Source organism: Brevibacterium sp. 91QC2O2 (assembly GCF_024580695.1).
Taxonomy (GTDB): domain Bacteria; phylum Actinomycetota; class Actinomycetes; order Actinomycetales; family Brevibacteriaceae; genus Brevibacterium; species Brevibacterium moorei.
This window is the reverse complement of sequence record NZ_JANIJY010000010.1, coordinates 31,632-54,041: the sequence shown is the minus strand read 5'-3', so window position 1 is coordinate 54,041 and position 22,410 is coordinate 31,632. Positions and strand designations below refer to the sequence as shown.

The 22,410-nt window shown below is 65.9% G+C and carries 19 protein-coding genes; 9 read left to right on the top strand and 10 right to left on the bottom strand.

All coding sequences use genetic code 11. From position 1 onward, the window contains the following. The first annotated feature begins 36 nt into the window (after positions 1 to 36). The gene (gene dapD / locus NQ036_RS09220; RefSeq protein ID WP_257058448.1) at positions 37 to 978 is read left to right on the top strand and encodes a 2,3,4,5-tetrahydropyridine-2,6-dicarboxylate N-succinyltransferase; all 942 of its coding nucleotides are present in this window, start codon (positions 37 to 39) and stop codon (positions 976 to 978) included. A gap of 114 nt (positions 979 to 1,092) precedes the next feature. Here the strand turns inward: dapD and NQ036_RS09215 are convergent, their stop codons facing one another. From NQ036_RS09215 to fdxA, 3 genes are all read right to left on the bottom strand, one after another. After that, positions 1,093 to 2,379 (bottom strand): citrate synthase, encoded by a 1,287-nt coding sequence (locus NQ036_RS09215; RefSeq protein ID WP_257047183.1) that lies wholly within the window; start codon positions 2,377 to 2,379, stop codon positions 1,093 to 1,095. Between the two features lie 176 nt (positions 2,380 to 2,555). After that, positions 2,556 to 3,689: a succinyldiaminopimelate transaminase gene (dapC, locus tag NQ036_RS09210; protein WP_257058446.1), complete on the bottom strand. Its 1,134-nt coding sequence runs from the start codon at positions 3,687 to 3,689 to the stop codon at positions 2,556 to 2,558. A 12-nt stretch (positions 3,690 to 3,701) separates the two neighbouring features. Then, positions 3,702 to 4,025, bottom strand: a complete 324-nt coding sequence (fdxA, locus tag NQ036_RS09205) for a ferredoxin (RefSeq protein ID WP_257047181.1) — start codon at positions 4,023 to 4,025, stop codon at positions 3,702 to 3,704. A 139-nt stretch (positions 4,026 to 4,164) separates the two neighbouring features. Here fdxA and NQ036_RS09200 point away from each other — a divergent pair, with 139 nt between their 5' ends. Continuing rightward, positions 4,165 to 5,250, top strand: a complete 1,086-nt coding sequence (locus NQ036_RS09200) for a GNAT family N-acetyltransferase (RefSeq protein WP_257058445.1) — start codon at positions 4,165 to 4,167, stop codon at positions 5,248 to 5,250. A gap of 25 nt (positions 5,251 to 5,275) precedes the next feature. Here the strand turns inward: NQ036_RS09200 and NQ036_RS09195 are convergent, their stop codons facing one another. The 3 genes from NQ036_RS09195 to NQ036_RS09185 form a co-directional block, all read right to left on the bottom strand. After that, positions 5,276 to 6,676 (bottom strand): PIG-L family deacetylase, encoded by a 1,401-nt coding sequence (locus NQ036_RS09195; protein ID WP_257058443.1) that lies wholly within the window; start codon positions 6,674 to 6,676, stop codon positions 5,276 to 5,278. A gap of 16 nt (positions 6,677 to 6,692) precedes the next feature. Beyond that, positions 6,693 to 8,606 carry a translational GTPase TypA gene (gene typA, locus NQ036_RS09190; protein ID WP_257047178.1) on the bottom strand — a complete coding sequence of 638 codons (1,914 nt, stop codon included), beginning with the start codon at positions 8,604 to 8,606 and terminating at the stop codon, positions 6,693 to 6,695. A gap of 115 nt (positions 8,607 to 8,721) precedes the next feature. Further along, positions 8,722 to 9,336, bottom strand: a complete 615-nt coding sequence (locus NQ036_RS09185; RefSeq protein ID WP_257047177.1) for a PH domain-containing protein — start codon at positions 9,334 to 9,336, stop codon at positions 8,722 to 8,724. 194 nt (positions 9,337 to 9,530) lie between these two features. Here NQ036_RS09185 and NQ036_RS09180 point away from each other — a divergent pair, with 194 nt between their 5' ends. The 5 genes from NQ036_RS09180 to NQ036_RS15670 all read left to right on the top strand — a co-directional run bounded on the left by NQ036_RS09180 (position 9,531) and on the right by NQ036_RS15670 (position 18,149). Beyond that, positions 9,531 to 11,357 carry an ABC transporter family substrate-binding protein gene (locus NQ036_RS09180; protein ID WP_257058441.1) on the top strand — a complete coding sequence of 609 codons (1,827 nt, stop codon included), beginning with the start codon at positions 9,531 to 9,533 and terminating at the stop codon, positions 11,355 to 11,357. 349 nt (positions 11,358 to 11,706) lie between these two features. Beyond that, a complete protein-coding gene (locus NQ036_RS09175; protein ID WP_257047174.1) occupies positions 11,707 to 13,536 on the top strand; it encodes an ABC transporter family substrate-binding protein in 1,830 nt (609 codons plus the stop codon). A gap of 113 nt (positions 13,537 to 13,649) precedes the next feature. Beyond that, positions 13,650 to 15,194: an ABC transporter permease gene (locus NQ036_RS09170; RefSeq protein WP_257047173.1), complete on the top strand. Its 1,545-nt coding sequence runs from the start codon at positions 13,650 to 13,652 to the stop codon at positions 15,192 to 15,194. Continuing rightward, positions 15,191 to 16,333, top strand: a complete 1,143-nt coding sequence (locus tag NQ036_RS09165; protein WP_257047172.1) for an ABC transporter permease — start codon at positions 15,191 to 15,193, stop codon at positions 16,331 to 16,333. Before NQ036_RS09170 ends, NQ036_RS09165 begins: the two co-directional genes overlap by 4 nt. 1 nt (position 16,334) lies before the next feature. Continuing rightward, positions 16,335 to 18,149: an ABC transporter ATP-binding protein gene (locus NQ036_RS15670; RefSeq protein WP_306428115.1), complete on the top strand. Its 1,815-nt coding sequence runs from the start codon at positions 16,335 to 16,337 to the stop codon at positions 18,147 to 18,149. A gap of 142 nt (positions 18,150 to 18,291) precedes the next feature. Here NQ036_RS15670 and NQ036_RS09150 read toward each other — a convergent pair whose 3' ends face one another. Next, positions 18,292 to 18,939 (bottom strand): MBL fold metallo-hydrolase, encoded by a 648-nt coding sequence (locus tag NQ036_RS09150; protein ID WP_257047171.1) that lies wholly within the window; start codon positions 18,937 to 18,939, stop codon positions 18,292 to 18,294. Between the two features lie 131 nt (positions 18,940 to 19,070). On the opposite strand from NQ036_RS09150, the gene NQ036_RS09145 reads away from it, so the two are divergent. Both NQ036_RS09145 and NQ036_RS09140 read left to right on the top strand, forming a co-directional pair. Next, positions 19,071 to 19,403 (top strand): multidrug efflux SMR transporter, encoded by a 333-nt coding sequence (locus NQ036_RS09145; protein WP_257047170.1) that lies wholly within the window; start codon positions 19,071 to 19,073, stop codon positions 19,401 to 19,403. Beyond that, the gene (locus NQ036_RS09140; RefSeq protein WP_257058439.1) at positions 19,403 to 19,771 is read left to right on the top strand and encodes a multidrug efflux SMR transporter; all 369 of its coding nucleotides are present in this window, start codon (positions 19,403 to 19,405) and stop codon (positions 19,769 to 19,771) included. Before NQ036_RS09145 ends, NQ036_RS09140 begins: the two co-directional genes overlap by 1 nt. Position 19,772: 1 nt before the next feature. On the opposite strand, the gene NQ036_RS09135 is transcribed toward NQ036_RS09140, so the two are convergent. The 3 genes from NQ036_RS09135 to NQ036_RS09125 are packed head-to-tail and all read right to left on the bottom strand — an operon-like array spanning position 19,773 to position 22,375. Continuing rightward, positions 19,773 to 20,945: an NADH:flavin oxidoreductase/NADH oxidase gene (locus tag NQ036_RS09135; protein WP_257058438.1), complete on the bottom strand. Its 1,173-nt coding sequence runs from the start codon at positions 20,943 to 20,945 to the stop codon at positions 19,773 to 19,775. Further along, positions 20,935 to 21,726 carry an alpha/beta fold hydrolase gene (locus NQ036_RS09130; RefSeq protein WP_257058436.1) on the bottom strand — a complete coding sequence of 264 codons (792 nt, stop codon included), beginning with the start codon at positions 21,724 to 21,726 and terminating at the stop codon, positions 20,935 to 20,937. The genes NQ036_RS09135 and NQ036_RS09130 overlap by 11 nt, the downstream gene beginning before the upstream one ends. 22 nt (positions 21,727 to 21,748) lie before the next feature. Beyond that, positions 21,749 to 22,375: a thymidine kinase gene (locus tag NQ036_RS09125; RefSeq protein WP_257058433.1), complete on the bottom strand. Its 627-nt coding sequence runs from the start codon at positions 22,373 to 22,375 to the stop codon at positions 21,749 to 21,751. Positions 22,376 to 22,410 lie beyond the last annotated feature (35 nt).

Sequence of the window (22,410 nt, the reverse complement as noted above, 5' to 3'; positions counted from 1 at the left end):
GCTCGCCGTGGACCCGGAAACCGCTAGGCTTGTCCTATGACTTCACGTTTCGTATCCGGCGTCGGCCTTGCCACCGTGCACTCCGGCCGCACGCTCTCCGTCTGGTATCCCGCACCCCGTTTCGCCGAGGACGCCGAGGTCGCCCTGACCCTGGCCGAGCAGGCGGTGTCCGAACTCGACTTCGTGCCGCTGACCGGCACCGACTCCGACCGTGCCGTCGAGAAGTCGGTCGTCACGGTGACGGTGGACTTGGACGCGGCACCTGCCGATGCCGCTGACGCCTATCTGCGCCTGCACGCACTGTCCCACCGTCTGGTCCGTCCCAATGAACTCAACCTCGACGGACTGTTCGGCCGTCTGGAGAACGTGGTGTGGACGAACCACGGCGCCTGTGCCCCGGAGGACTTCGAGGCGACCCGCGCCCGCCTGTCGGTACACGGGCAGGTCAACGTGTACGGGGTCGACAAGTTCCCGCGGATGACCGACTTCGTCATCCCCGACGGGGTCCGCATCGGCGACGCCGATCGGGTCCGCCTGGGCGCCCACCTGTCGCCCGGCACTGTGGTGATGCACGAGGGCTTCGTGAATTTCAACGCCGGCACGCTGGGCACGGCGATGGTCGAGGGCCGGATCTCCCAGGGCGTCGTGGTCGGCGACGGCACCGATGTGGGCGGTGGCGCCTCCATCATGGGGACCCTGTCCGGTGGAGGGACCCAGCGCATCACGCTGGGCGAGCACACCCTGTTGGGTGCGAACGCCGGCGTCGGGGTCTCCCTGGGCGACGATTGCGTGGTCGAGGCCGGGCTCTACGTCACGGCCGGCACCCGGGTGCTGCTGCCCGCCGACGGCGACAAGGTCGTCAAGGCCGTGGAGCTGTCCGGGACGGACAATATGCTGCTGCGGCGCAATTCGATCACCGGCGGCGTCGAGGCGCTGCCCAGGACCGCGGGTATCAGCCTCAATCCGGACCTGCACTGAACCGACCGTTACCGCTGAAGGCCCCCGGCCGATGACGAACCATCGTCATTGGCCGGGGGCCTTCAGCATGCGGCAAGCGCCGCGAGAACCGTCCAGAACTCGGGGTCCGGGAGCTCAGCGCTCCGCGATCGGGGTGTAGTCGCGCGCTGCAGAGCCCGTGTAGATCTGGCGCGGACGGCCGATCTTGCCCTCGGGGTCGTTGATGCCCTCACGCCACTGCGCGATCCACCCGGGCAGGCGGCCCAGGGCGAAGAGCACGGTGAACATGTTCGTCGGGAAGCCCATCGCCTTGTAGATCAGGCCCGTGTAGAAGTCCACGTTCGGATACAGGCTGCGGGAGACGAAGTAGTCGTCGGCCAGCGCGATCTCCTCGAGCTTCATGGCCAGGTCGAACATCTCGTCGTTCCCGCCGAGCTTCTCCAGCACCTCGTGCGCGGTCTTCTTCACGATAGCGGCACGCGGATCGTAGTGCTTGTACACCCGGTGGCCGAAGCCCATCAGACGTACGCCCTTCTCCTTCTTCTTCACCCGCTCCATGTACTTCTCTGCGCCATCGTCGCTCTGTGCGATCTCCTCGAGCATTTCGAGGACCGCGGAGTTGGCTCCGCCGTGCAGCGGGCCCGACAGGGCATTGATGCCGGCGGCCACGGACTGGAACAGGTTGGCCTGGGCGGACCCGACCAGACGCACGGTGGAGGTGGAGCAGTTCTGTTCGTGGTCGGCGTGCAGGATGAGCAGCTGGTCCATCGCCTTGGCGATCACCGGGTCGACCTCGTAGTCCTCGGACGGGAAGCCGAAGTTCACGCGCAGGAAGTTCTCGACCAGGTTCAGATTGTTGTCGGGGTAGACCACGGGCAGGCCCTGGCTGCGCCGATGCGCCAGAGCCGACAGGGTCGGCATCTTCGCCAACAGACGGACGCTGGAGATGTCGATGGCCTGTTCGTCGAAGACATCGAGCGAATCCTGGTAGAAGGTCGACAGTGCGTTGACCGCGGACGCCAGCATCGGCATCGGGTGCGCGTCATAGGGGAACGCCTGGAAGAAGCGACGCAGGTCCTCGTGGACGATCGTGTGCTTGCGCACCCTCTGGTCGAAGGCCGCCAACTGTTCGGCGGTGGGCAGTTCGCCGTACATGAGCAGGTAGCTCACCTCGACGAACGAGGATTTCTCGGCCAGCTGTTCGATGGGGTATCCACGGTAGCGCAGAATGCCCTCATCGCCGTCGATGTAGGTGATGGCCGAGGACAGCGAAGCGGTGTTCGCGAATCCGGGGTCATAGGTTACCTTGCCGGTTTCCTTCAGCAGGGAGCCGATCCGCAAGCCATCGTTTCCTTCGACAGCATCGACTTGGACGAGCTCGAGTTCGGAATCACCCACCCGCAATACGGAATCCGCCGACATATTCTCTCCTCTGCGTTGACTGCATGGAACCCTCTTGGGGCCTCATGGAAGACTACCGTTATTCAGCACAAACTCTAAATCTGTACTCAAACTTCTCCGATTCTAGACAACCCTCGAATCGTGGGGAGTATGAGGTTCGCCCTGCGGACGCGGCCGGGCGGATCAGGTTGGCCCGCTCAGGACCTGGCGGCATCGCGTAGCCGCGTCGCCGCGGCCAGAATGCGCTCATCGGTTGCCGTCAGGGCGATCCGCACGTGTTGGGAGCCGCCTGCCCCGTAGAACTCACCGGGACCGGCGATGATGCCCAGTTCTGACAACCGGCCCATCGTGATCCAGCAGTCCTCGCCCGCAGTGGCCCACAGGTAGAGGCCTGCGCTCGAATGATCGATTCGCAGGCCGAAGGCCTCGACTGCCGGATACAGGGTGTTCCGACGGGCGCGGTAGACCTCCTTCTGGGCCAACACGTGAGAGGTGTCCTGCAGGCCTGCGACCATCGCGGTCTGGATGGGGCCGGGCACGATCATCCCCGCGTGCTTGCGCGAATTCGTCAGCTCCGCGATGAGCTCGGCATCGCCGGCCGCGAAGGCCGCGCGGTAGCCTGCCAGGTTCGACTGCTTGGACATGGAGTAGACGCTGAGCACACCGGTGTAGTCGCCGTTCAATGCCGAGAGCACGCTGGGGGCCGGTTCCTCGGACTCCCAGTTGAGCAGGCCATAGCATTCGTCGCTGGCGACGACAACCCCAGCCCGGCGGGCCCGCTGGACCACCCGGGCCAGCAGCTCGGCGGGCAGGACCTCGCCGGTGGGATTGCCCGGGCTGTTGATCCACAACAGTCCGATGCCCTCCAGGGAGGCGCCGGCGGCGATGTCGCGGACGTCGAGGCGGACGCATTCAACCCCGGCGATCACCGCGCCCATCTCATAGCTGGGGTAGGCCGCTGTCGGTGCCGCGACCTTCAACCCCAACTGGCGCAGGCCCAGCAGGGTGGGCAGCCAGGCCACGAGTTCCTTCGAGCCGACGGTGGGCAGGACCTGGGTTGCGGGATCGAGTTCGATCCCGTGCCACTGCGCGTACCAACCGGCGATCGCCGCGCGCAGCTGAAGCGTACCGGCCGTGGTCGGGTAGCCGTGCGAGTCAGCGCCGGCGGCCAGGGCCTCCTGGATCACCCGCGGTGTCGCATCGACCGGGGTGCCGATCGACAGATCGCATACACCGTCCGGGTGCGCCGCGGCACGGTCTCGGTAGGGGCCCAGCTTGTCCCAGGGGTATTCGGCCAAGTGCAGCCCGAAGTCCGCGGAGGTCCTGTGCATATTCATAGTCCTTCAGTCCTGGTTCTGCGGGGGGAGGTCGGCGATCATCGGATCGTCGGAACCGATGTTACCGAGTTTGGCGGCGCCGCCGGGCGAACCGATCTCATCGAAGAAGTCGGCGTTCGCCCGGGTGTAGTCCTCCCATTCCTCGGGCACATCGTCCTCGTAATAGATGGCCTCGGTGGGGCAGACCGGTTCGCAGGCGCCGCAGTCGACGCATTCGTCCGGATGGATGTACAGGGTCCGTGCACCCTCGTAGATGCAGTCGACCGGGCATTCGTCGATGCACGCCTTGTCCTTGATGTCGACACAGGGCTGTGCAATGACATAAGTCACGTGAGTCTCCTCGGATGAGCGGATAACACAACGCCACCAGCGTACTCCCCGGTAGGCTTGGACATAAGTAAGTAGGGCCTAGTGCGCAGCCGGTCGTCCACCGGCCGCCGGCCCTCCCCCGACACCGAAGAAGGTCTCCATGCTCGAACCCCGGATCGGTATGCGCATCGTCGTCCGCAGGCGCATACCGGACGGTTCCACGGATGTGCTCGGAGAGGTCGCCGCCGTCACCGACGAGGCGATCTCACTGGCCACGAAGACGGGCCCGCAGACGGTGCACCGGGCGGAGGTGGAGCTCATCCACGAACTTCCGCCGGCCCCGCAGGCTGCGGGCCCCCTGCACCGGATCGTTTCGGCGGCCGATCTGCGCAAGGTCTCGGCCGCGGTCTGGCTGCCGAACGATGTGGCCTGGCTCAACGCCGACAATCTGCGCGCTGAGGCAGCGGGTGCCGCCGGCGAAGCGGGCGCCGCGGATGCCGCGACCGTCCAGACCGGCTGGCTGTTGCGCGCCGCCGGCGGGGTATCCTCCCGCGGCAATTCGGCCCTGCCCCTGCCCGGTTCGGGTCTGGAGGCGGGCCAAGCACTGGACCTGGTCCAGCAGTGGTACCAGGACAGGGGCCTGCCGGAGTCCGTTCACATCTACTCCGGTCGCGGCACGCATGCCCTCGACGAGGCCTGTGCTCCCCTGACTCCCCTGTTCAAGGCCAGGGGCTTCTCGCCCAGCGAACCCACGCTGACGCTGACAGCGGATACCGCCGCCGCTGCCGGCGTGGACGCAGCCCAGGCCGTGCCGACGCCGGCGGGCCTGCAGATCGTATTGGCCGATGCCCCGCACCAGGTCCACTTCTCCGCCTGGGGATATGGGGCCGAGGATGAGCGCCGCGCGCAATTCGCGCAGTTGGTGACATCACCACAGGACTTCACGATCCTGTCCGCTGTGGCGACCCATCCGGACGGGTCGAAGTCCCTGGTGGGCACCGCGCGCCTGGCGATCGCGATGAAGTGGGCGGTCGTGTCGAATCTGGTGGTGGCGCCCGGCCTGCGCCGCAGGGGTGCCGCCCGGTCACTGGTACGCACGGCCGCCCACCTGGCGGCCCGGCGCGGAGTCCGCTCGGTGATGGCCGAGGTCGCAGCCGGCAATGCGGCTTCGCTGGGCCTCTTCGCCTCCTTGGGGTTCACCGAGCACCACCGGTACTGGTACGCCAGGATGGCCTCGGCGAACTAGCCGGGGTCCCGTCCGGCGCGCAGGTTCAGCGCCGCGCCGCCGGCAGTTTCAGGGACTTGAGGGTGAAGGCCTCCACCACGGCGATGATCATCGGACCGAACAACCAGGCCAGGCTGCGCAGGGTGCCGGTGACCAGCAGGTCGTGGCCGGGCCACAGTGACTGCTGACTGAACAGGAATGTCACCCCGGAGACCACGATGGCGAAGAGCAGCACGACGAGGGTGGAGCGGTAGGTGTTGGCCAGATGCCACATGGCCACACCGGCCATCGCCAGGGACAGGACGACGCCCCAGGGCAGGATCACCGCCTGACCGGCCAGGTCCACTGCAGTCGCGTTAAGGTGTTGCAGGGTACCCAGGACCGCGACGATTACCGCCAGCAGCAGTGTGTACAGATAGCCGGCGATCCCGGGGCGTCCGGCTTTCGCCTCCCGAGCGGCCGCTCGGGCCTGACCTGGCGACATGCCGGACAGGGCGGGAGCGGAATCGAGCCCGATGACGTCGAGCACGCTCGTGGCGTGGTCGACCGCGCGGGGTACCGCGCCCACGCCCGAGGCCGTGAAGTACTCAACGGCGCCGATTCTCTGGCCGATGCCGTTGGACAGGGCGAAGAACTCTCCGCGCACCGTGATCTGGGTGGCGTGGGCGGCCATCGCGGCTGCCTTCTGCGCGAATACCCCCTGCACGTCCTCGGCCACAAGAGGGGTGTCCGCGGCCGCGATTGTGGGAGCCGGACCGGCGGCGAAACCGGTCTCGGCGAAGCCCGGCTGGCGCGGGTCGAAAGCCGCTTCCGCCTGCTCGGCGGGGACCTCGGTGTACAGCAGGACGGGGGCCGCGTCCGTCGGCAGGGCGGAGACCGCGGCGACGGTGGCATCATGGGCCCGGCGGTGATCGGGATGGCCATAGCCCCCGCCGGGCCCATAGGTGACGACCAGGTGTGGGCGCAGCTGCGCGATAACGGCACCGATGTAGGCAGCGACCTGGGCTACGGGTGCCGCGCACAGCGCTTCCCCGACCATCGCGGGGTCGGGTGCGGCGTGCCCGTCGGCGCCCCACACCATGCCCGAATCCTCGAACCTGCGCACGGGCCGGCCGGGGCCTGCTCCCCCGGGTTCGCCGGCGCCGAGGAAGCGGTGGTCGGTGACCCGCAGTGCCCGCATCGCCGCGGCCAGTTCACCTTCGCGATGGGCCGCGAGTGCGGCCCGGCGACCCTCCAGGTGAAGGGAGTCCTCGCCGATCACCTCGCCGCCCTCGCCGCGGGTGCAGGTCAGCAGCGTGACCTGGGCGCCCGCGGCGATCAAGCGGGCCATGGTGCCACCGGTGGTGATCGACTCATCGTCGGGATGAGCGTGCACGAACAGCACACGGGCGGCCTGCTCACCGGTGACCTGGGCGTTCAACGGGGCGTCCTGAACGGATTCGGGCACTGCGGCTCAGAACCTCTCAGGCGTTCTGACGGCGACGGGCGCCGGCGGCCTTGTGGCGTTCCTTGCCGTCGAGGATCACCTTGCGGATGCGCACGAAGGCCGGGGTGACCTCCACGCACTCGTCCTCATTGGCGAACTCGAGGGATTCCTCCAACGTCAGCTTGCGCGGGGGCGTCAGGGCCTCGAAGGAGTCAGCCGTCGCCGAACGCATGTTCGTCAGCTTCTTCTCCTTCGTGATGTTGACGTCCATATCGTCTGCGCGCGAGTTCTCGCCGACGACCTGGCCCTCGTAGACCTCGGAGGTCGGTTCGACGAAGAAGGAACCGCGCTCCTGCAGGTTGATCATCGCGTAGGGGGTGACGACACCGGCCCGGTCGGCGACCATCGAGCCGTTGGTGCGGAATTCGATCGCACCGGCCCAAGGGGCGTAGCCGTCGGCGATCGAGTTGGCGATGCCGGTGCCCTTGGTGTCGGTCAGGAAGCGGGTGCGGAAGCCGATCAGGCCGCGCGCGGGGACCCGGAACTCCATCCGGACCCAGCCGGTGCCGTGGTTCGACATCGCCAGCATGGTGCCCTTGCGGGCGGCCATCAGCTGCGTGACATTGCCCAGGAACTCCTCCGGCACGTCGATCGTCATGATCTCCATCGGCTCGTTGAGCTTGCCGTCGATGGTCTTGGTGACGACCTGGGGCTTGCCGACGGTCAGCTCGAAGCCCTCACGGCGCATCTGCTCGACCAGGATGGACAGGGCCAGTTCACCACGGCCCTGGACCTCCCAGGCGTCGGGGCGTTCGGTCGGCAGAACCTTCAGGGACACATTGCCCACGAGTTCCTGATCCAGACGGTCCTTGACCATCCGTGCGGTGACCTTCGTGTTCTTCTCGCGGCCGGCCAGCGGCGAGGTGTTGATGCCGACGGTCATCGAGATCGCCGGATCGTCGATCGTGATCGGCGGCATGGGCCGCGGATCCTCCAGGTCGGTAATGGTATCGCCGATCATGATCTCCGGAATACCAGCGATCGCGACGATGTCGCCGGGACCGGCGGTTTCGGCGGGAACCCGCTTCAGCCCCTGGGTCTCCAGCAGTTCGGTGACCTTGGACTGGGTGATGGTGCCATCACCGTGTGCCCAGGCGACCTGCTCGCCCTTCTTCAGGGTGCCGCCGTAGATGCGCAGCAGGGCCAGACGGCCCAGGAACGGGCTGGCGTCGAGGTTGGTCACGTGGGCCTGCAGCACACCGTCGTCGTTGTACGCCGGGGCCGGGATGTGCTCGAGGATCGTGGCGAACAGGGGTTCGAGATCATCGTTGTCGGGCAGTTCGCCGTCGGCGGGCTGGGTGGTGCTGGCCGCGCCGGCCTTGCCGGAGGCGTAGACGGTGGGCACGTCGAGGACGGCGTCGACATCCAGGTCCGGGTGTTCCTCGGACAGGTCGGCGGCCAGGCCCAGCAGCAGGTCCTGGGTCTCTTCGAGCACACCGTCGATCCGGGCGTCGGGACGGTCGGTCTTGTTCACGACCAGGATGACGGGCAGGTTCGCGGCCAGCGCCTTGCGCAGCACGAAACGGGTCTGCGGCAGCGGGCCCTCCGAGGCGTCGACCAACAGCACGACGCCGTCGACCATGGACAGGCCGCGCTCGACCTCGCCGGAGAAATCGGCGTGCCCCGGGGTGTCGATGACGTTGATGACGACGGGGCCGTCGGTTGCACTCTTGCCGTTGTAGAGCACCGAAGTGTTCTTGGCCAGAATGGTGATGCCCTTTTCGCGTTCCAGGTCACCGGAGTCCATGACGCGTTCGGCAACCTCGCCGTGTTCGCCGAAAACGCCGGTCTGGCGCAGCATGGCGTCCACCAGGGTGGTCTTGCCGTGGTCGACGTGGGCAACGATGGCGACGTTGCGTCGGTCAGCCCGGCGCGAGGTGTGTTCAGTCATGGAGTCCCTTACTTAAGACAGATTGACAAGCGCACCGGTGACTGCCGCCGCGCTCACGGTTCATCGCGCCCGAACCCAGGGCACGGGCGCGCCATAGTCAATTGTACGCATCCGGTCAAAGGGACAGAATGCCCAGCACCGCCCAGACCAGTGCGATTCCCGCCACAGCAACCGCCCACGGGATCCATTGGCGCACCGGAGGGGTCGGGTCGATGCGCGGGTCGTCCAGCGCGCCCAAGGTGCGCAATGCGGAGAAATAGTCCACCACCGCCTGCGCTTTGGGGTCCGGTACCGCGCTCACCGCCTTCTTCTTCTGCCCCTCCTGCTGCCGGGGGCGTCGCTTGGAGCCGGGCAGGGCCCAGGCGGAGTACTTGCGTTCCCACCGAGTGTGCACAGTCAGCCCGAAACGCAGGTCGAAGGATTCCACTGCCGGCCAGGGCAGCGTGGTGACACTGAAGACGTTGACTATTCGCAACCCGGCGGGGCTCAGTTCGACCCGGGGGAAGTAGAAGGCCAACCAAACCGCGGCGCCGAAGGCCAGCGGGATGCCCGACAGGGCGATGGCGTCGGCGGGCCCGGCCTGGACGAACAGGGACACCACCGCGACCACGACGATCACCGCGGTGATCCAGCACAACGGCGCCGAGCCCCCGGAGCGCAGCGTCTGCAAAAGAGCGATATCACTGCCCGGCAGGGTCTGGGCGGGTTCTGGTCCGGTGTCTTCAGGCATGTCCTGCACTCTATCCAATCCAGTTTCCCGGCCCGTGGCTCCCACACTCGAAATGTGCTGTTTCCCACATTCCGACATAGACTTGCGGGATTGTGTCTACTGTGCATTCCATCACGGGCATAATCGGAAGAAACTCCCAGAGAACACTCCGGGAGCGCTTGGGGAAGATCCCCATCCCATGAAAGGACGACAACGTGAAAAAGCGTTTCCTCAGCGCGGCCGCGCTCACGGCGACGGCCGCCCTGCTGCTGGCCGGGTGCACGCCCAATAACGGAGGGTCGGGCGCGTCGGCCGAAGGCGGCAATGACAATGCCGAGGTCAAGGTCATGTGGAACGAGCCCCTGCGCTCGGTGAACAACAACACGACCACCGGCAACGCCACCGCGAACTCGAACATCATGTACATGATGGACGATGCCTTCAAGTACTACGACAAGGACCTCAAGCTCCAGGACAATGAGAGCTTCGGCAAGGTCGAGAAGGTCTCGGACAATCCTCTGAAGATCAAGTACACGATCGCCGACACGGCCAAGTGGTCCGATGGCACGCCCTATTCCGCCGCGGACCTCGTCCTGGCCTGGGGCGCCTTGAGCACTAACTTCAACACCAAGGATCTGACGAAGGTCCAGGACGAAGAGGGCAATGTCAAGAAGCAGAAGGGCGAAACGGTCGTCTTCAACGCCGCAGACCCCGGCGTCGCACTGATCAAGAAGTTCCCGGAGATCGGCGCCGACAACAAGTCGGTGACCTTCGAGTACTCCAAGCCCTTCGCCGACTGGGTGAACAATCTGACCACCACCGATTCCGGCCTGCCCGCCCATATCGTGGCGAAGAAGGCCCTGGGCATCGACGATGCCACCAAGGCCAATGAGGCCGTCCTCAAGGCCTTCAAGGACAAGGACGACAAGTCCCTGGCGAAGATCGCGAACACCTGGAACAACGGCTTCGACTTCACCAAGATGCCCAGTGATCCGGACCTGTTGGTGGGCACCGGGCCGTTCAAGATCGCAGACTTCCAGGAGAACCAATACCTCACGCTGGAGCGCCGCGACGACTACGAGGGCGCCCGCAAGCCCAACGTGCAGAAGATCACGATCCGCTACAACGAGGATCCGACCGCCGCGGTCCAGGCCCTGCAGAACGGCGAGGTCGACATCATCCAGCCCCAGGCCACCGCGGACATCCTCAAGTCCGTCCAGGGCCTGGACGGGGTGCAGACCGACACCGGCGACGACGCCACCTACGAACACGTCGATTTGGTTTTCGACAATGACGGCCCCTTCGACCCCAAGACCTACGGCGGGGACAAGGACAAGGCACTCAAGGTCCGTCAGGCCTTCCTCAAGGCGATTCCGCGCGAGAAGATCGTCACCGACATCATCAAGCCGCTGAAGGACGACGCCGCCGTGCGCAACTCCTTCACCCAGGTGCCCGGATCGCCCGACTACGACCAGATCGTCAAGGACAGCGGGATCGAGAACGCCTTCGGCAAGCAGGACATCGACGGTGCCAAGAAACTGCTGGCCGAAGCCGGCGCCTCCAAGCCCAAGGTCCGCATCATGTACGGCAAGGGCAACGTCCGCCGCGAGCAGGAATTCCAGCTGATCAAGGAATCCGCCGAACAGGCCGGATTCCAGATCGTCGACGGCGCGGACGCCCAGTGGGGCCAGCACCTGCAGCAGATCGACAAGTACGATGCCTCGCTGTTCGGTTGGCAGTCCACCTCGACCGCGGTCACCGAATCCGATGCGAACTTCCGCACCGGCGCCCAGAACAACTACGGCAAGTACTCCAATAAGGCCGTGGACAAGCTTTACGACCAGCTGCAGACGGAACTCGATCCCGCCAAGCAGGCGCAGATCGAGGGTCAGGTCGAAAAGCACCTGGTCGACGACGGCTTCGGCATCACGCTCTACCAGTTCCCCTCGATCACCTCGTATAAGAACACCCTGCAGGGCGTCTCCAATATCACCGTGGCACCCACGATGTTCTGGAACTTCTACGACTGGAAGATGCAGTAACAGCAGGCACACACGAAACACCCTGCATCCGCACCCCGCGGATACAGGAGTTGGTGGCCCGCATCCGATCCCCGGATGCGGGCCGCCGTGCATTCACCCCTCGGACGGAGCATGCGTTTGCCCAGTTCAGCCCGGTCACAGGCCACATGAATATGACGGTCATGTAACGCCATAGGATCTCCACGTCACAGATTGTGCGAACGACCACATTGTGGAATAGAGTGGCGTTACTCATGCACCGTGCATCGGGCTCCCACTCCTTTCACAAGTGAGGGCTTCGGGCACGGGGACCCGGATCCTCCGGTCATCTACTGGGTCGAAACGACCCGTACCTACGAAAGGAGAAGAAGTGAAGAAGCGCTTCTTGTCTCTCGGTGCGGCAGCCGCCGCCACCGCCCTGCTGCTGTCCGCCTGCACCCCGAACAACGGCGGTGGCGATGCCTCCGCTGATGGCGGCGGCAACGGCGATGCCGAACTCAAGGTGATGTGGAACCAGTCGTTCTACTCCTCGAATATCAATTCCTCCACGGCCAACGCCGTCGCGAACTCGAACATCAAGTACTTCACCGACGACGCCTTCAGCTATTACGACCATGACCTCAAGGTCCAGCCGAACACCTCCTTCGGCAAGGTCGAGAAGGTCTCCGACAGCCCCATGAAGGTCAAGTTCACGATTGCCGACACGGCCAAGTGGTCCGACGGCACTCCCTATTCGGCTGCCGACTTGGTCCTGGCCTGGGGCGCCCAGAGCACGAACTTCAATACGAAGGACGCCGCCAAGGTCGCCGATGATTCAGGCAACGTCAAGAAGCAGAGCGGCGAGAACGTCGTCTTCAACTCCGCCGACCCCGGCATCGCCCTGATCAAGAAGTTCCCCGAGATCAGCGATGACGGCAAGTCCGTGACCTTCGAATACTCCAAGCCCTTCGCGGACTGGGAGATCACCCTGAGCCAGCAGGACTCCGGCCTGCCCGCCCACATCGTGGCGAAGAAGGCCCTGGGCCTCGACGATGCCACCAAGGCCAACGATGCCGTCCTCAAGGCCTTCAAGGACGACGACAAGGCATCCCTGACCAAGCTGGCCAATGTGTGGAACACCGGCTTCGACTTCACCAAGCTGCCCAGCGATCCGGATCTGCTGGTGGGCACCGGTCCGTTCAAGATGACGGAATTCCAGGAGGGCCAGTTCCTGACCCTGGAGCGCCGCGATGATTATGCGGGCGAGCGCAAGCCCGACTTCAAGAAGATCACCTTCCGCTTCAACGAGGATCCGACCGCCGCGGTCCAGGCCCTGCAGAACGGCGAGGTCGACATGATCAACCCGCAGGCCACCGCGGACATCCTCAAGTCCGTCAAGGCAATCGACGGGGTCAACGTCCTCAACGCCGACGGCGCCACCTATGAGCACGTGGACCTGGTCTTCGCCAACGGCGGCCCCTTCGACCCCAAGACCTACGGCGGGGATAAAGAGAAGGCCAAGAAGGTCCGCAAGGCCTTCCTGCAGACCATCCCGCGCGAGAAGATCGTCAATGACATCATCAAGCCGCTGAAGGAGGACGCGCAGGTCCGCGATTCCTTCATCCAGGTGCCCGGGTCCCCCACCTACGACCAGATGGTCAAGGACGGCGGCTGGGATGCCGCCTATGGCAAGGTCGACGTGGACGGGGCCAAGAAGCTGCTGAGCGAGGCGGGGGTCTCCAAGCCCAAGGTCCGCCTGATCTACGCGAAGGGCAACGCCCGCCGTGAGCAGGAGTTCCAGCTGATCAAGGAATCCGCAGAACAGGCGGGCTTCCAGGTCGTCGACGGCGCCGATGCCCAGTGGAGCGAGCACCTGCCCGACACCAGCCGTTACGACGCCTCGCTGTTCGGCTGGCAGTCCGAGAACACCGGTGTCTCCGCCGCGGACGCGAACTTCCGCTCCACCGGCCAGAACAACTACGGGAAGTACAACAACCCGGAGGTCGACAAGCTGTTCGATCAGCTGCAGGGCGAACTCGATCCGGCCAAGCAGGCCGATATCAGCGGCAAGATCGAAAAGCACCTGGTCGACGACGGCTTCGGCACCACGATCTTCCAGTTCCCCGAGGTCATCGGCGTCAAGAACACCATCGAAGGCGTGAACTCGACCTCCGTGGCGCCTACGCTGTTCTGGAACTACTTCGACTGGAAGGTCCAGTAGACCGCCGGGAGGCGGACAGATAATCGCATATCGAAGATGAACCGACGGCGGTGGACCCGACCCACTTCGGGGTCCGGGCCCACCGCCGCCGGACCGTCAGCGAAGGAAACATCATGATCAAATACCTTCTGCGACGGTTGGCATCCTCCTTGGTCGTCATGATCATCGTGACGTTCATCCTCTACGTGTTGACCGATCTGGCGATCGATCCACTAGCGGATCTGAGGGAGTCGACCTCGCCCAGCAAAGAACAAGACATCGCGAACCGCATCGCGCTGCTGAACCTCGACGTGCCCTCCCCCGTGCGCTACCTCTGGTGGCTGGGCGGAGTCGGGTCCTGCGTCATCGGCAGATGCGATTTGGGACTCGCGTGGAAGACCAACCAGCAAGTCACCGACATGCTGCCGGCGGCTGTCGGCACCTCGCTGAAGCTGGTGTTCGCCGCTACGATCATCGCCATCATCCTGGGCGTGTTCGTCGGCCTGGTCTCGGCTCTGCGCCAGTACACGAGTTTCGACTACGTGATCACCTTCATCACGTTCCTCATGTACTCCCTGCCGGTCTTCTGGGTCGCCGTGCTGCTCAAGCAGTACGGTTCCATCGGGTTCAACAACTACCTGCAGAACCCGCAGACCAATTGGCCGCTGATCATCATCGCGGCCGTGGTGCTGGGCTTGTTCTGGATGGGCGCGATGGGCGGTTCGATGCGCAGAAGGCTCATCAACTTCGCAGCGGCCCTCGTCATCACGCTGGCGGTCCTCATCTTCATCTTCACCACCGGCTGGCTGAACAACCCGGGCATCGGCATCGTCGGCTCCCTGGTGCTGTCCCTGGCAGGCGCCGTGGTCACCACGCTGCTGTCGACCGGGCTGGAGAACCGCAGGGCCCTCTACGCCTCACTGACCACGGCAGTGGTGATGGGCGGGGTCATCTACTATGCGATGCAGTGGTACTACCATTTCTTCAATCCGACCGTCTGGCTCATCATCGCCTTCACCGTGCTGGCCGTGCTGGCCGGAATGGCGATCGGCCTGGCCTTCGGCGGGCCCGATAAATGGCAGTCGGCCAGGACCACGGGCATCGTCGGCCTGATCTCCGGCGTCATCATCTTCATCGACCAGGCCATGCAGTACTGGGGGCAGTACTCCAAGCTCTCGCAGATCTCCGGCCGCCCGATCCGCACGATCGGCGCCAGCGAACCGGGCCTGCAGGGCAACTTCTGGATCCACACCCTGGACACGTACACCCACCTGCTGCTGCCCTCGATCGCCCTGATCCTCATCTCCTTCGCCACCTACACCCGCTACACCCGCGGATCGATGCTGGAGGTCATGAACCAGGACTACATCCGCACGGCCAGGGCCAAGGGCCTCAACGAGCGCACCGTCATCATGCGCCATGCCATGCGCAATGCCCTGCTGCCATTGGCCTCGATCGTCCCGGTCGACGTCATGTCCATCATCGGCGGTGCCGTGATGACGGAGACCGTGTTCGGCTGGGCCGGCATGGGCAAGATGTTCTCCGATTCCCTGGAGAATGCGGACATCAACCCGCTGATGGCCTATATCCTGATCACCGGCCTGTTGGCGATCGCCGCGAACCTCGTGGCGGACCTCGTCTACGGCATCCTCGATCCCAGAATCCGGGTGACAGCATGAGTACTCCAATGCAAGATCCTTCGAAGCACGAAGGCGACACCATCCTCGAAGGCGAAGGCGCGATCGAAGCGCAGGAGACCGCGGGCAAGTCCCAGGGCCAGATCGTCCTGGGCAAGTTCCTGCGCCACAAGGGCGCCATGATCAGCCTGGTCGTGCTCATCGTCGTGCTGCTGTTCTCCTTCTCAGCCCAGGGCGTGGGAGCCATTCCCGGCTGGTGGAAGTACAACCACTACAACACCTCGGACGTAGTCGACGGCGGCGCCCCCAGCTGGAGCCTGTCGCACTTCTTCAACCTGGGCGACCATCCGTTCGGCCAGGACGACATCGGCCGCGACAACTTCGCCCAGGTCATGAAGGGCGTCCAGACCTCCCTGATGATGATGGTCATCATGGGCGCGGTCGCGCTCATCATCGGCGTCATCGTGGGGGCACTCGCCGGCTACTACCGCGGCTGGGTAGACAATCTGCTGATGCGCATCACCGACGGCTTCGTCATGCTGCCGACCATCGTCGTCGGCGCGATCCTGGGTGTGTTGGCCGGCCATATGGACTCCCCCGCCCTCTTGGCGGTCACCCTGGGCGCCATCATGTGGCCCGGCCTGGCGCGTCTGGTGCGCGGCGAGTTCTTGAGCCTGCGCGAACGCGAGTTCGTCGATTCGGCCCGGGTGGCCGGTGCCAGCGACTTCCGCATCATGTTCAAGCACATGCTGCCGAACTCCATGGGCGTCATCATCGTCAACACCACGCTGCTGATGAGCCAGGCGATCGTCCTGGAGACCGCGCTGAGCTTCCTGGGCTTCGGCGTGCACTCCCCCCAGGTCTCCCTGGGCCAGCTGATCAACCAGTACCAGGGTTCGTTCGCAACCCGTCCCTGGCTGTTCTGGTGGCCGGGCCTGTTCATCATCATCATCGCGCTGTGTGTGAACTTCATCGGTGACGGCCTGCGCGACGCCTTCGATCCGCGCCAGCGCAAGATCCCGTCCTCGCGCCAGATGCGCAAGGCCGAGCGCGCCCTGCGGGCCGCCTCGAACCTGGCCGAGCCCTTCAAGATCGGCAAGCCGCTGGCCGCCACACAGGGCGAACCGGATCCGGGCGGATCCGGCGGGGACACCGAGGACGGGCAGAAGGGACGGAACTGACATGGCCGATACGAATACAAAGTCAACGGGCAAGCGCGGACAGACGATCCTGACGGTCGACGGCCTGGGAGTGAAGTTCTGGGTCGGCGACGAATGGTTCACAGCCGCGGACGATCTGCACTACACCCTGCACGCCGGCGAGGTCTTGGCCATCGTGGGCGAGTCCGGCTCTGGCAAGTCCCAGTCCTCGATGTCGCTCATCGGTCTGCTGCCCAAGAACGGACGCGCCACCGGTTCGGCCCGACTGGGCGATAAGGAGCTCATCGGGATGCCCGATGAGGAGTTGCAGAAGATCCGCGGCAAGGAGATCTCCGTGATCTTCCAGGAGCCGATGACCGCGCTCAACCCGGTCTACACCGTGGGCTTCCAGATCATGGAGGTGCTGCGCACCCACTTCGCCATGGGGCCCAAGGAGGCCAAGGAGAAGGCGCTGGATCTGATGCGCATGGTCGAGATCCCGGAGTACGAACGCCGTTTCGACCATTATCCGCATCAGCTCTCCGGCGGTCAGCGCCAGCGCATCATGATCGCCCAGGCCCTGGCCTGCTCGCCCGGCCTGCTGATCGCCGACGAGCCGACCACGGCCCTGGACGTGACGGTCCAGGCCGAGATCCTCAAGCTCATGCGTGAGCTGAAGGACAAGCTGGATTCGGGCATCATCCTGATCACCCACGATATGGGCGTGGTGGCGGACATGGCCGACCACATCCTGGTGATGCGCGCGGGCCGTGTGGTGGAGAACGGTCCGGCCGAGCAGATCTTCCACGATCCGCAGCATCCGTACACCAAGCAGCTGCTGGCTGCGGTGCCCCACCTGGGCAAGGAGTCGGATGCCCCGGCGGCTTTCGGCTCGGAGGGCGCGGCCGATGTCCGCGAGGCCGAACACCTGGACGCCTCCTGGATCCCGGCGAACGTATCCCTGGATTCCAAGGAGACGATCTACCATCCTGGGTCGCAGCCGTCGACCGCCGATGTCGCGCTGCGCTTCACCGACGCCGCGATCGAATATCCCAAGGTCGGCCGGACGCCTGCGTTCCGGGCCGCCCACCACATCGACCTGACCATCGCCCCCGGCGAGGTCGTGGGCCTGGTGGGCGAATCGGGTTCGGGCAAGACGACGATCGGGCGCGCGGCCCTGGGCCTGCTGCCCGTGGTCGAGGGTTCCATCGAGGTCAACGGCCACGACATCACGGGGCTGGGCGATAAGCAGTTGCGGCCCTATCGCAAGGAAGTCGGAATCGTCTTCCAGGACCCGGGCTCCTCGCTCAATCCGCGTCTGCCAGTCGGTGAGAGCATCGGCGAGCCGATGATGCTCCACGACGGGATCAAGGGAGCGGAACTGAGCAAGCGGGTCGAGGCCCTGCTGGACTCCGTCGAGCTGCCCCGCTCGATGCGCAACCGCTATCCGCACGAGCTCTCGGGTGGGCAGCGGCAGCGCATCGGCATCGCCCGTGCGCTCTCGCTCAAGCCGAAGCTGCTGATCGCCGACGAGCCGACGTCCGCCCTGGACGTGTCGGTGCAGGCGAAAGTGCTGGAGCTGTTCAAGGGGCTGCAACAGGAGTACGGCTTCGCGTCCCTGTTCATCACCCACGACCTGGCCGTGGTCGAGATGCTCTCCGACCGGATCGCCGTGATGCGCCACGGCTACCTGGTGGAGGTCGGGCCCAGCGAAGACGTTGTCGCGAATCCCGTGCACCCGTACACGCAGCGCCTCATCGCGGCCGTTCCGGTGCCCAACCCAGAGGAGCAGCGGCAGCGCCGCACGGCCCGCGATCTGCTCATCGCGGCGACCAGCGAGGACCTCGCCGCCAAGTGACCTGCGCCGGCTGGGACCGGCAGTCGCAGGTAACAGGGCAGGGGCCCCGGGAATCGTTCCCGGGGCCCCTGCCCTGTTAACCGCTGGAGTATCCACACAGGCGATGGTTCACCCGTGGCGGGCCCTCACCGCCCGCGGCTCCTCACCAGCGGCGGGCCAGCCATTCGGGGATGTGTGGGCGCTCCGCCCCCAGGGTGGTGGTATCGCCATGGCCCGGCAGGACCAGCGCATCGTCGGGGTACACCGCGAAGATCCGCGCCTGCAGGTCCGCCATCAGGGAGTCGAAATCCGCCTCGTTCCACGTCTTGCCCGGCCCACCGGGGAACAGCGAGTCGCCGGAGAAAATGATGGTCTGTGCTCCGTCTGCCAGCACATATGCGATCGACCCGGGGGTGTGCCCGCGCAGTTTGACCGCGTGCAGGGTGAAGCCGGGGAAGGCGAGGTCCTCCAGGTGGTTGATCTGCCTGTCAACCGGCGCTCCGGATTCCTCGGCCACTGCCTGGGCATCGTCGGCTCCCGCATAGACGGGAATCGTATTGCCCTCGGCCCCGGTGCCCGCGATTTCGGCCAGGGCCCTGACATGGTCCCAGTGCCGGTGGGTCGTCAGGATCGCCACCGGTGCACTGCCCGAGCCGGCGGCGATGAGCTCGCGGATCGCCGGAGCGTCCGCCGCCGCATCGATGAGCACCTGTGCGCCGGTGGCCGCCGAGGTCAAAAGGTAGACGTTGTTTTCCATATCGGAGACGCTGATCCAGCGGACCGTGACGTCGCCCAGTGTGATTGTCTGCATATCGGCAGCCTAGTGGATGTGACCACGGTGGGGCACGGCCCGGTGTGCTAGTTTCGATTCGGGCGCCGACCGCGCCAGCCGACGAATGGCAACGTACCGGCCCACGCGCAAAGACGTTCCCCCGAATTCCCATGACCGATTTATCCTCCGGTGCGGCCTGGCTGGTACTCATCGCCGCCGGAATGTGCGAAATCATCTGGGCGGCCGCCCTGGCAGCCCGCAATACGCGCTTGATCTGGCGCATCGTCTTCTACATCCTGGGATCCCTGTTGTCCCTCGGTGGCCTCGCCTGGGCGCTGACTGCCATCGACGTAACAACCGCGTACGCCGTCTGGGTCGGAGTGGGCGCATTGACCACGATTGTCTATTCGGTGGTCCGTGGCCGCGAACGCCTGAGCGTTCTGCGCTGCCTGTTCATCGCCTGCCTGCTGGGCGGGGCGGTCGGACTGAAGGCGGTGGGCTGATGAGCACCATGCAAAGCCTACGAGCTTACTCCCCCACCAAGGCCTGGGCGTGGCCGATCCTCATCGTCGCCGGGATGTTCGAAGCGGTCTGGGCACACGCCCTGGACGCCGGGCTCTTCCACCCGTGGAATCTGGCTGGCTTCGTCATCGGCATGGCCCTGTCCGTGGGCGGCCTACAGGTGGCGATGCGCAGGATTCCCCTGGGCACCGCCTATGCCGTATGGGCCGGTGTCGGCACCGCCGCGACCGCGGTCTGGGCCGCCGTGGCCGGTGAGCCCTTCAGCATCACGAAGATCCTCTTCCTGGCCCTCGTCCTCATCGGCGTGGTCGGCCTCGAACTCACAACCCCCGCCGAAGACGGCCGGTGACCTACCAGCGACCACGGGTGTATTGCGGCGGGTAGGGTGCTGTGTGCCAGTCAAGGCCCAGTTCGTGTGCGGCGCGCTGCGGCCAGGCGGGTTCGCGCAGTGCGGCCCGGCCGATTAGTGCGATATCCGCCTGACCGGTGACCAGCAGGGATTCCGCCTGGGCGGGTTCCGTGATGAGCCCGACCGTGCCGATGGCCGGCACGGCCCCTGCGGCCGAGGCGCCTGCCGACTGCGCGCGGGCGGCCAGTTCCGCTTTGATCCGCGCGGCCAGGGGTACCTGATAGCCAGGACCCACCGGAATCCGCGCCGGGGTGTTGCCGGAGCTCGACACGTCGATCATGTCCACCCCGCGCTCGGCCAGCCAGCCGGCGACCGTCACCGCATCGTTAAGCGTCAGCCCCCGGACGGTGGGATCGACCGAGTCGTCCGCTTCGTCGAGCCATTCGGTCGCGGACATCCGGACCAGGAGCGGACGGTCCTCTCCCAGTTCCGCGCGCACCAGGTCGACGGTGTCCAGCAGGAGCTTGGCACGGCCGGCCAGATCACCGCCGTAGGCGTCGGTGCGCCGATTCGAGATCGGCGAGAGGAACTCGTGGAGCAGATAGCCGTGGGCCGCGTGCAGCTGCACGGTGTCGAACCCGGCGTCCACGGCCCGGCGCGCGGCGGAGGCGAAGGCGCGGGAGACCTCGGCGACTTCCCCTGTCGTCAGTTCCCGCGGTGTGGCCAGGCCCGGATAGGGCAGGACCGATGGCCCGACAGGCTCCCATCCACCGGCGGATGCCGGTGCCACACCCGTGGGCTCCCCCACGAATCCCCGGTAGGTGCCCGCCTTGCGGCCGGCGTGGGCCAGCTGTACGGCGATGGCGGCACCCTGCCCGTGGACGAAGTCGACGATCGGCCGCCAGGCATCGCGCTGGGCGTCGTTCCACAGGCCCGCATCCTGTGGGGAAATACGCCCCTCGGGCACGATGGCGGCGGCTTCGGTGATGAGGAGGCCGAAGCCCCCTGTCGCCCTGGCGCCCAGGTGTACGAGGTGCCAGTCCCCCGGCATCCCCGTACCGGTGGGCGATGAGTACTGGCACATGGCCGGCAACCAGATACGGTTGCGCACCGTCAGGCCGCGCAGCGTGATGGGTTCGAACAGATGGGTCGGATTCGCTGAGTCAGTGGGCAAGGAAGAGCTCCTCCAGGTGGTCGGCGACGAGTTCGGGGTGTTCGGCCAGGCACAGATGGGCCGAATCCGGGATGGTGACGAACTTCGCGCCGGCGATCCGTGCGGCCAGGGATTCCATCAGCTCCGGGGTAGCCCCGGGGTCCTGAACCCCCGCGATGTAGAGTGCCGGCACGGTGATGGCCTGGGTGCGACCGGTCAGGTCGTAGCCCGCCAGGGCCCGGCAGGCCGCCGCGTAGGCAGCATCATCGGTGCCGGCGAGCATTTCGAGCACGATCCCGGCGGTCGGATTGTCCTCGTCGAGGAATCCGGCGGCGAACCACCGGTCCGCTGTATCGGCCACCAGCGAACGCGTCCCGTCGCGCAACACCTCGGCCGCCCGGTCGAGGTAGGTCTGCGGATCGCCGAAGCGCTCCTGGGAGCACAGGACGGCGACCGAGGCCAAGCGCTCAGCATGGTCCAGGGCCAGGTGCTGGGCCACCCCGCCGGAGATCGAACAGCCGGCGAAGTGGAAGGTGTCGAGTTCGAGCTCATCGGCGATCGCCACCACACCGGTGGCGAGGTCGGCGACCGTATAGTCCAGTTCTCCGGCGCGGGCGGCCGCCAAGTTCTCCAGGTCCAGACCATGGCCGGGCAGATCGTAGGTCACCACGCGGAACTCCTCGGCCAGCCTGTAGGCCACACCGGCCCAGACGGCGGCGTGGGCCCCCAGGGGCGGACCCAGGATGACGGTGGGAGCGTGGGTGTATTCGGGGTTGAGCACCGAGTACGTCAGTTTCAGCATGGCTCCACGCTACCGCAGGCCCTCACCCCAGGCGGCCGCCCGACTCCTCGAGGTAGCAGGCAGGGCACAGGGATTCGTAGGTCGCTTCGACCCCGTCGATGGCGACCTGGTCGCCGGCGAAGACGAACCGGCCGTCGATGCGGCGGCCGTTGAACATCGCCTTGCGCCCACAGCGGCAGATCGTCTTGAGTTCTTCAAGGGTGTGCGCGATCTCCAGCAGCCGGGCCGAGCCGGGGAACGCCCTGGTCCGGAAGTCCGTGCGGATGCCGTAACACATCACGGGGACCCCGCGCAGCGTCGCGATGCGCATCAGTCCGTCGATCTGCTCGGGCGTCAGGAACTGCGCCTCGTCGATCAGCAGGCAGGCCACCGGTGGGACACCGCCGACCGATTCCAGCAGGGCGTCGTGGGCGATCATCCCGGCCTCGTCGTTGAACAGCGCTTCGACGTCGTCCTCGACGCCGATGAGGAAGTCGACCGCGCGGGTCACGCCCAGCCGCGACATCACCTGGCCCGCGCCCTTGACGTCGACTGAGGGTTTGGCCACCAGCACCCGCTGGCCGCGCTCCTCGTAGTTGAAGGCGGCCTGCAGCAGGGCCGTGGACTTCCCCGAATTCATCGCGCCATAACGGAAGTAGAGCTTGGCCACGGGCTGTCGGACTCCTCTGGGTCGTACGCGGGACC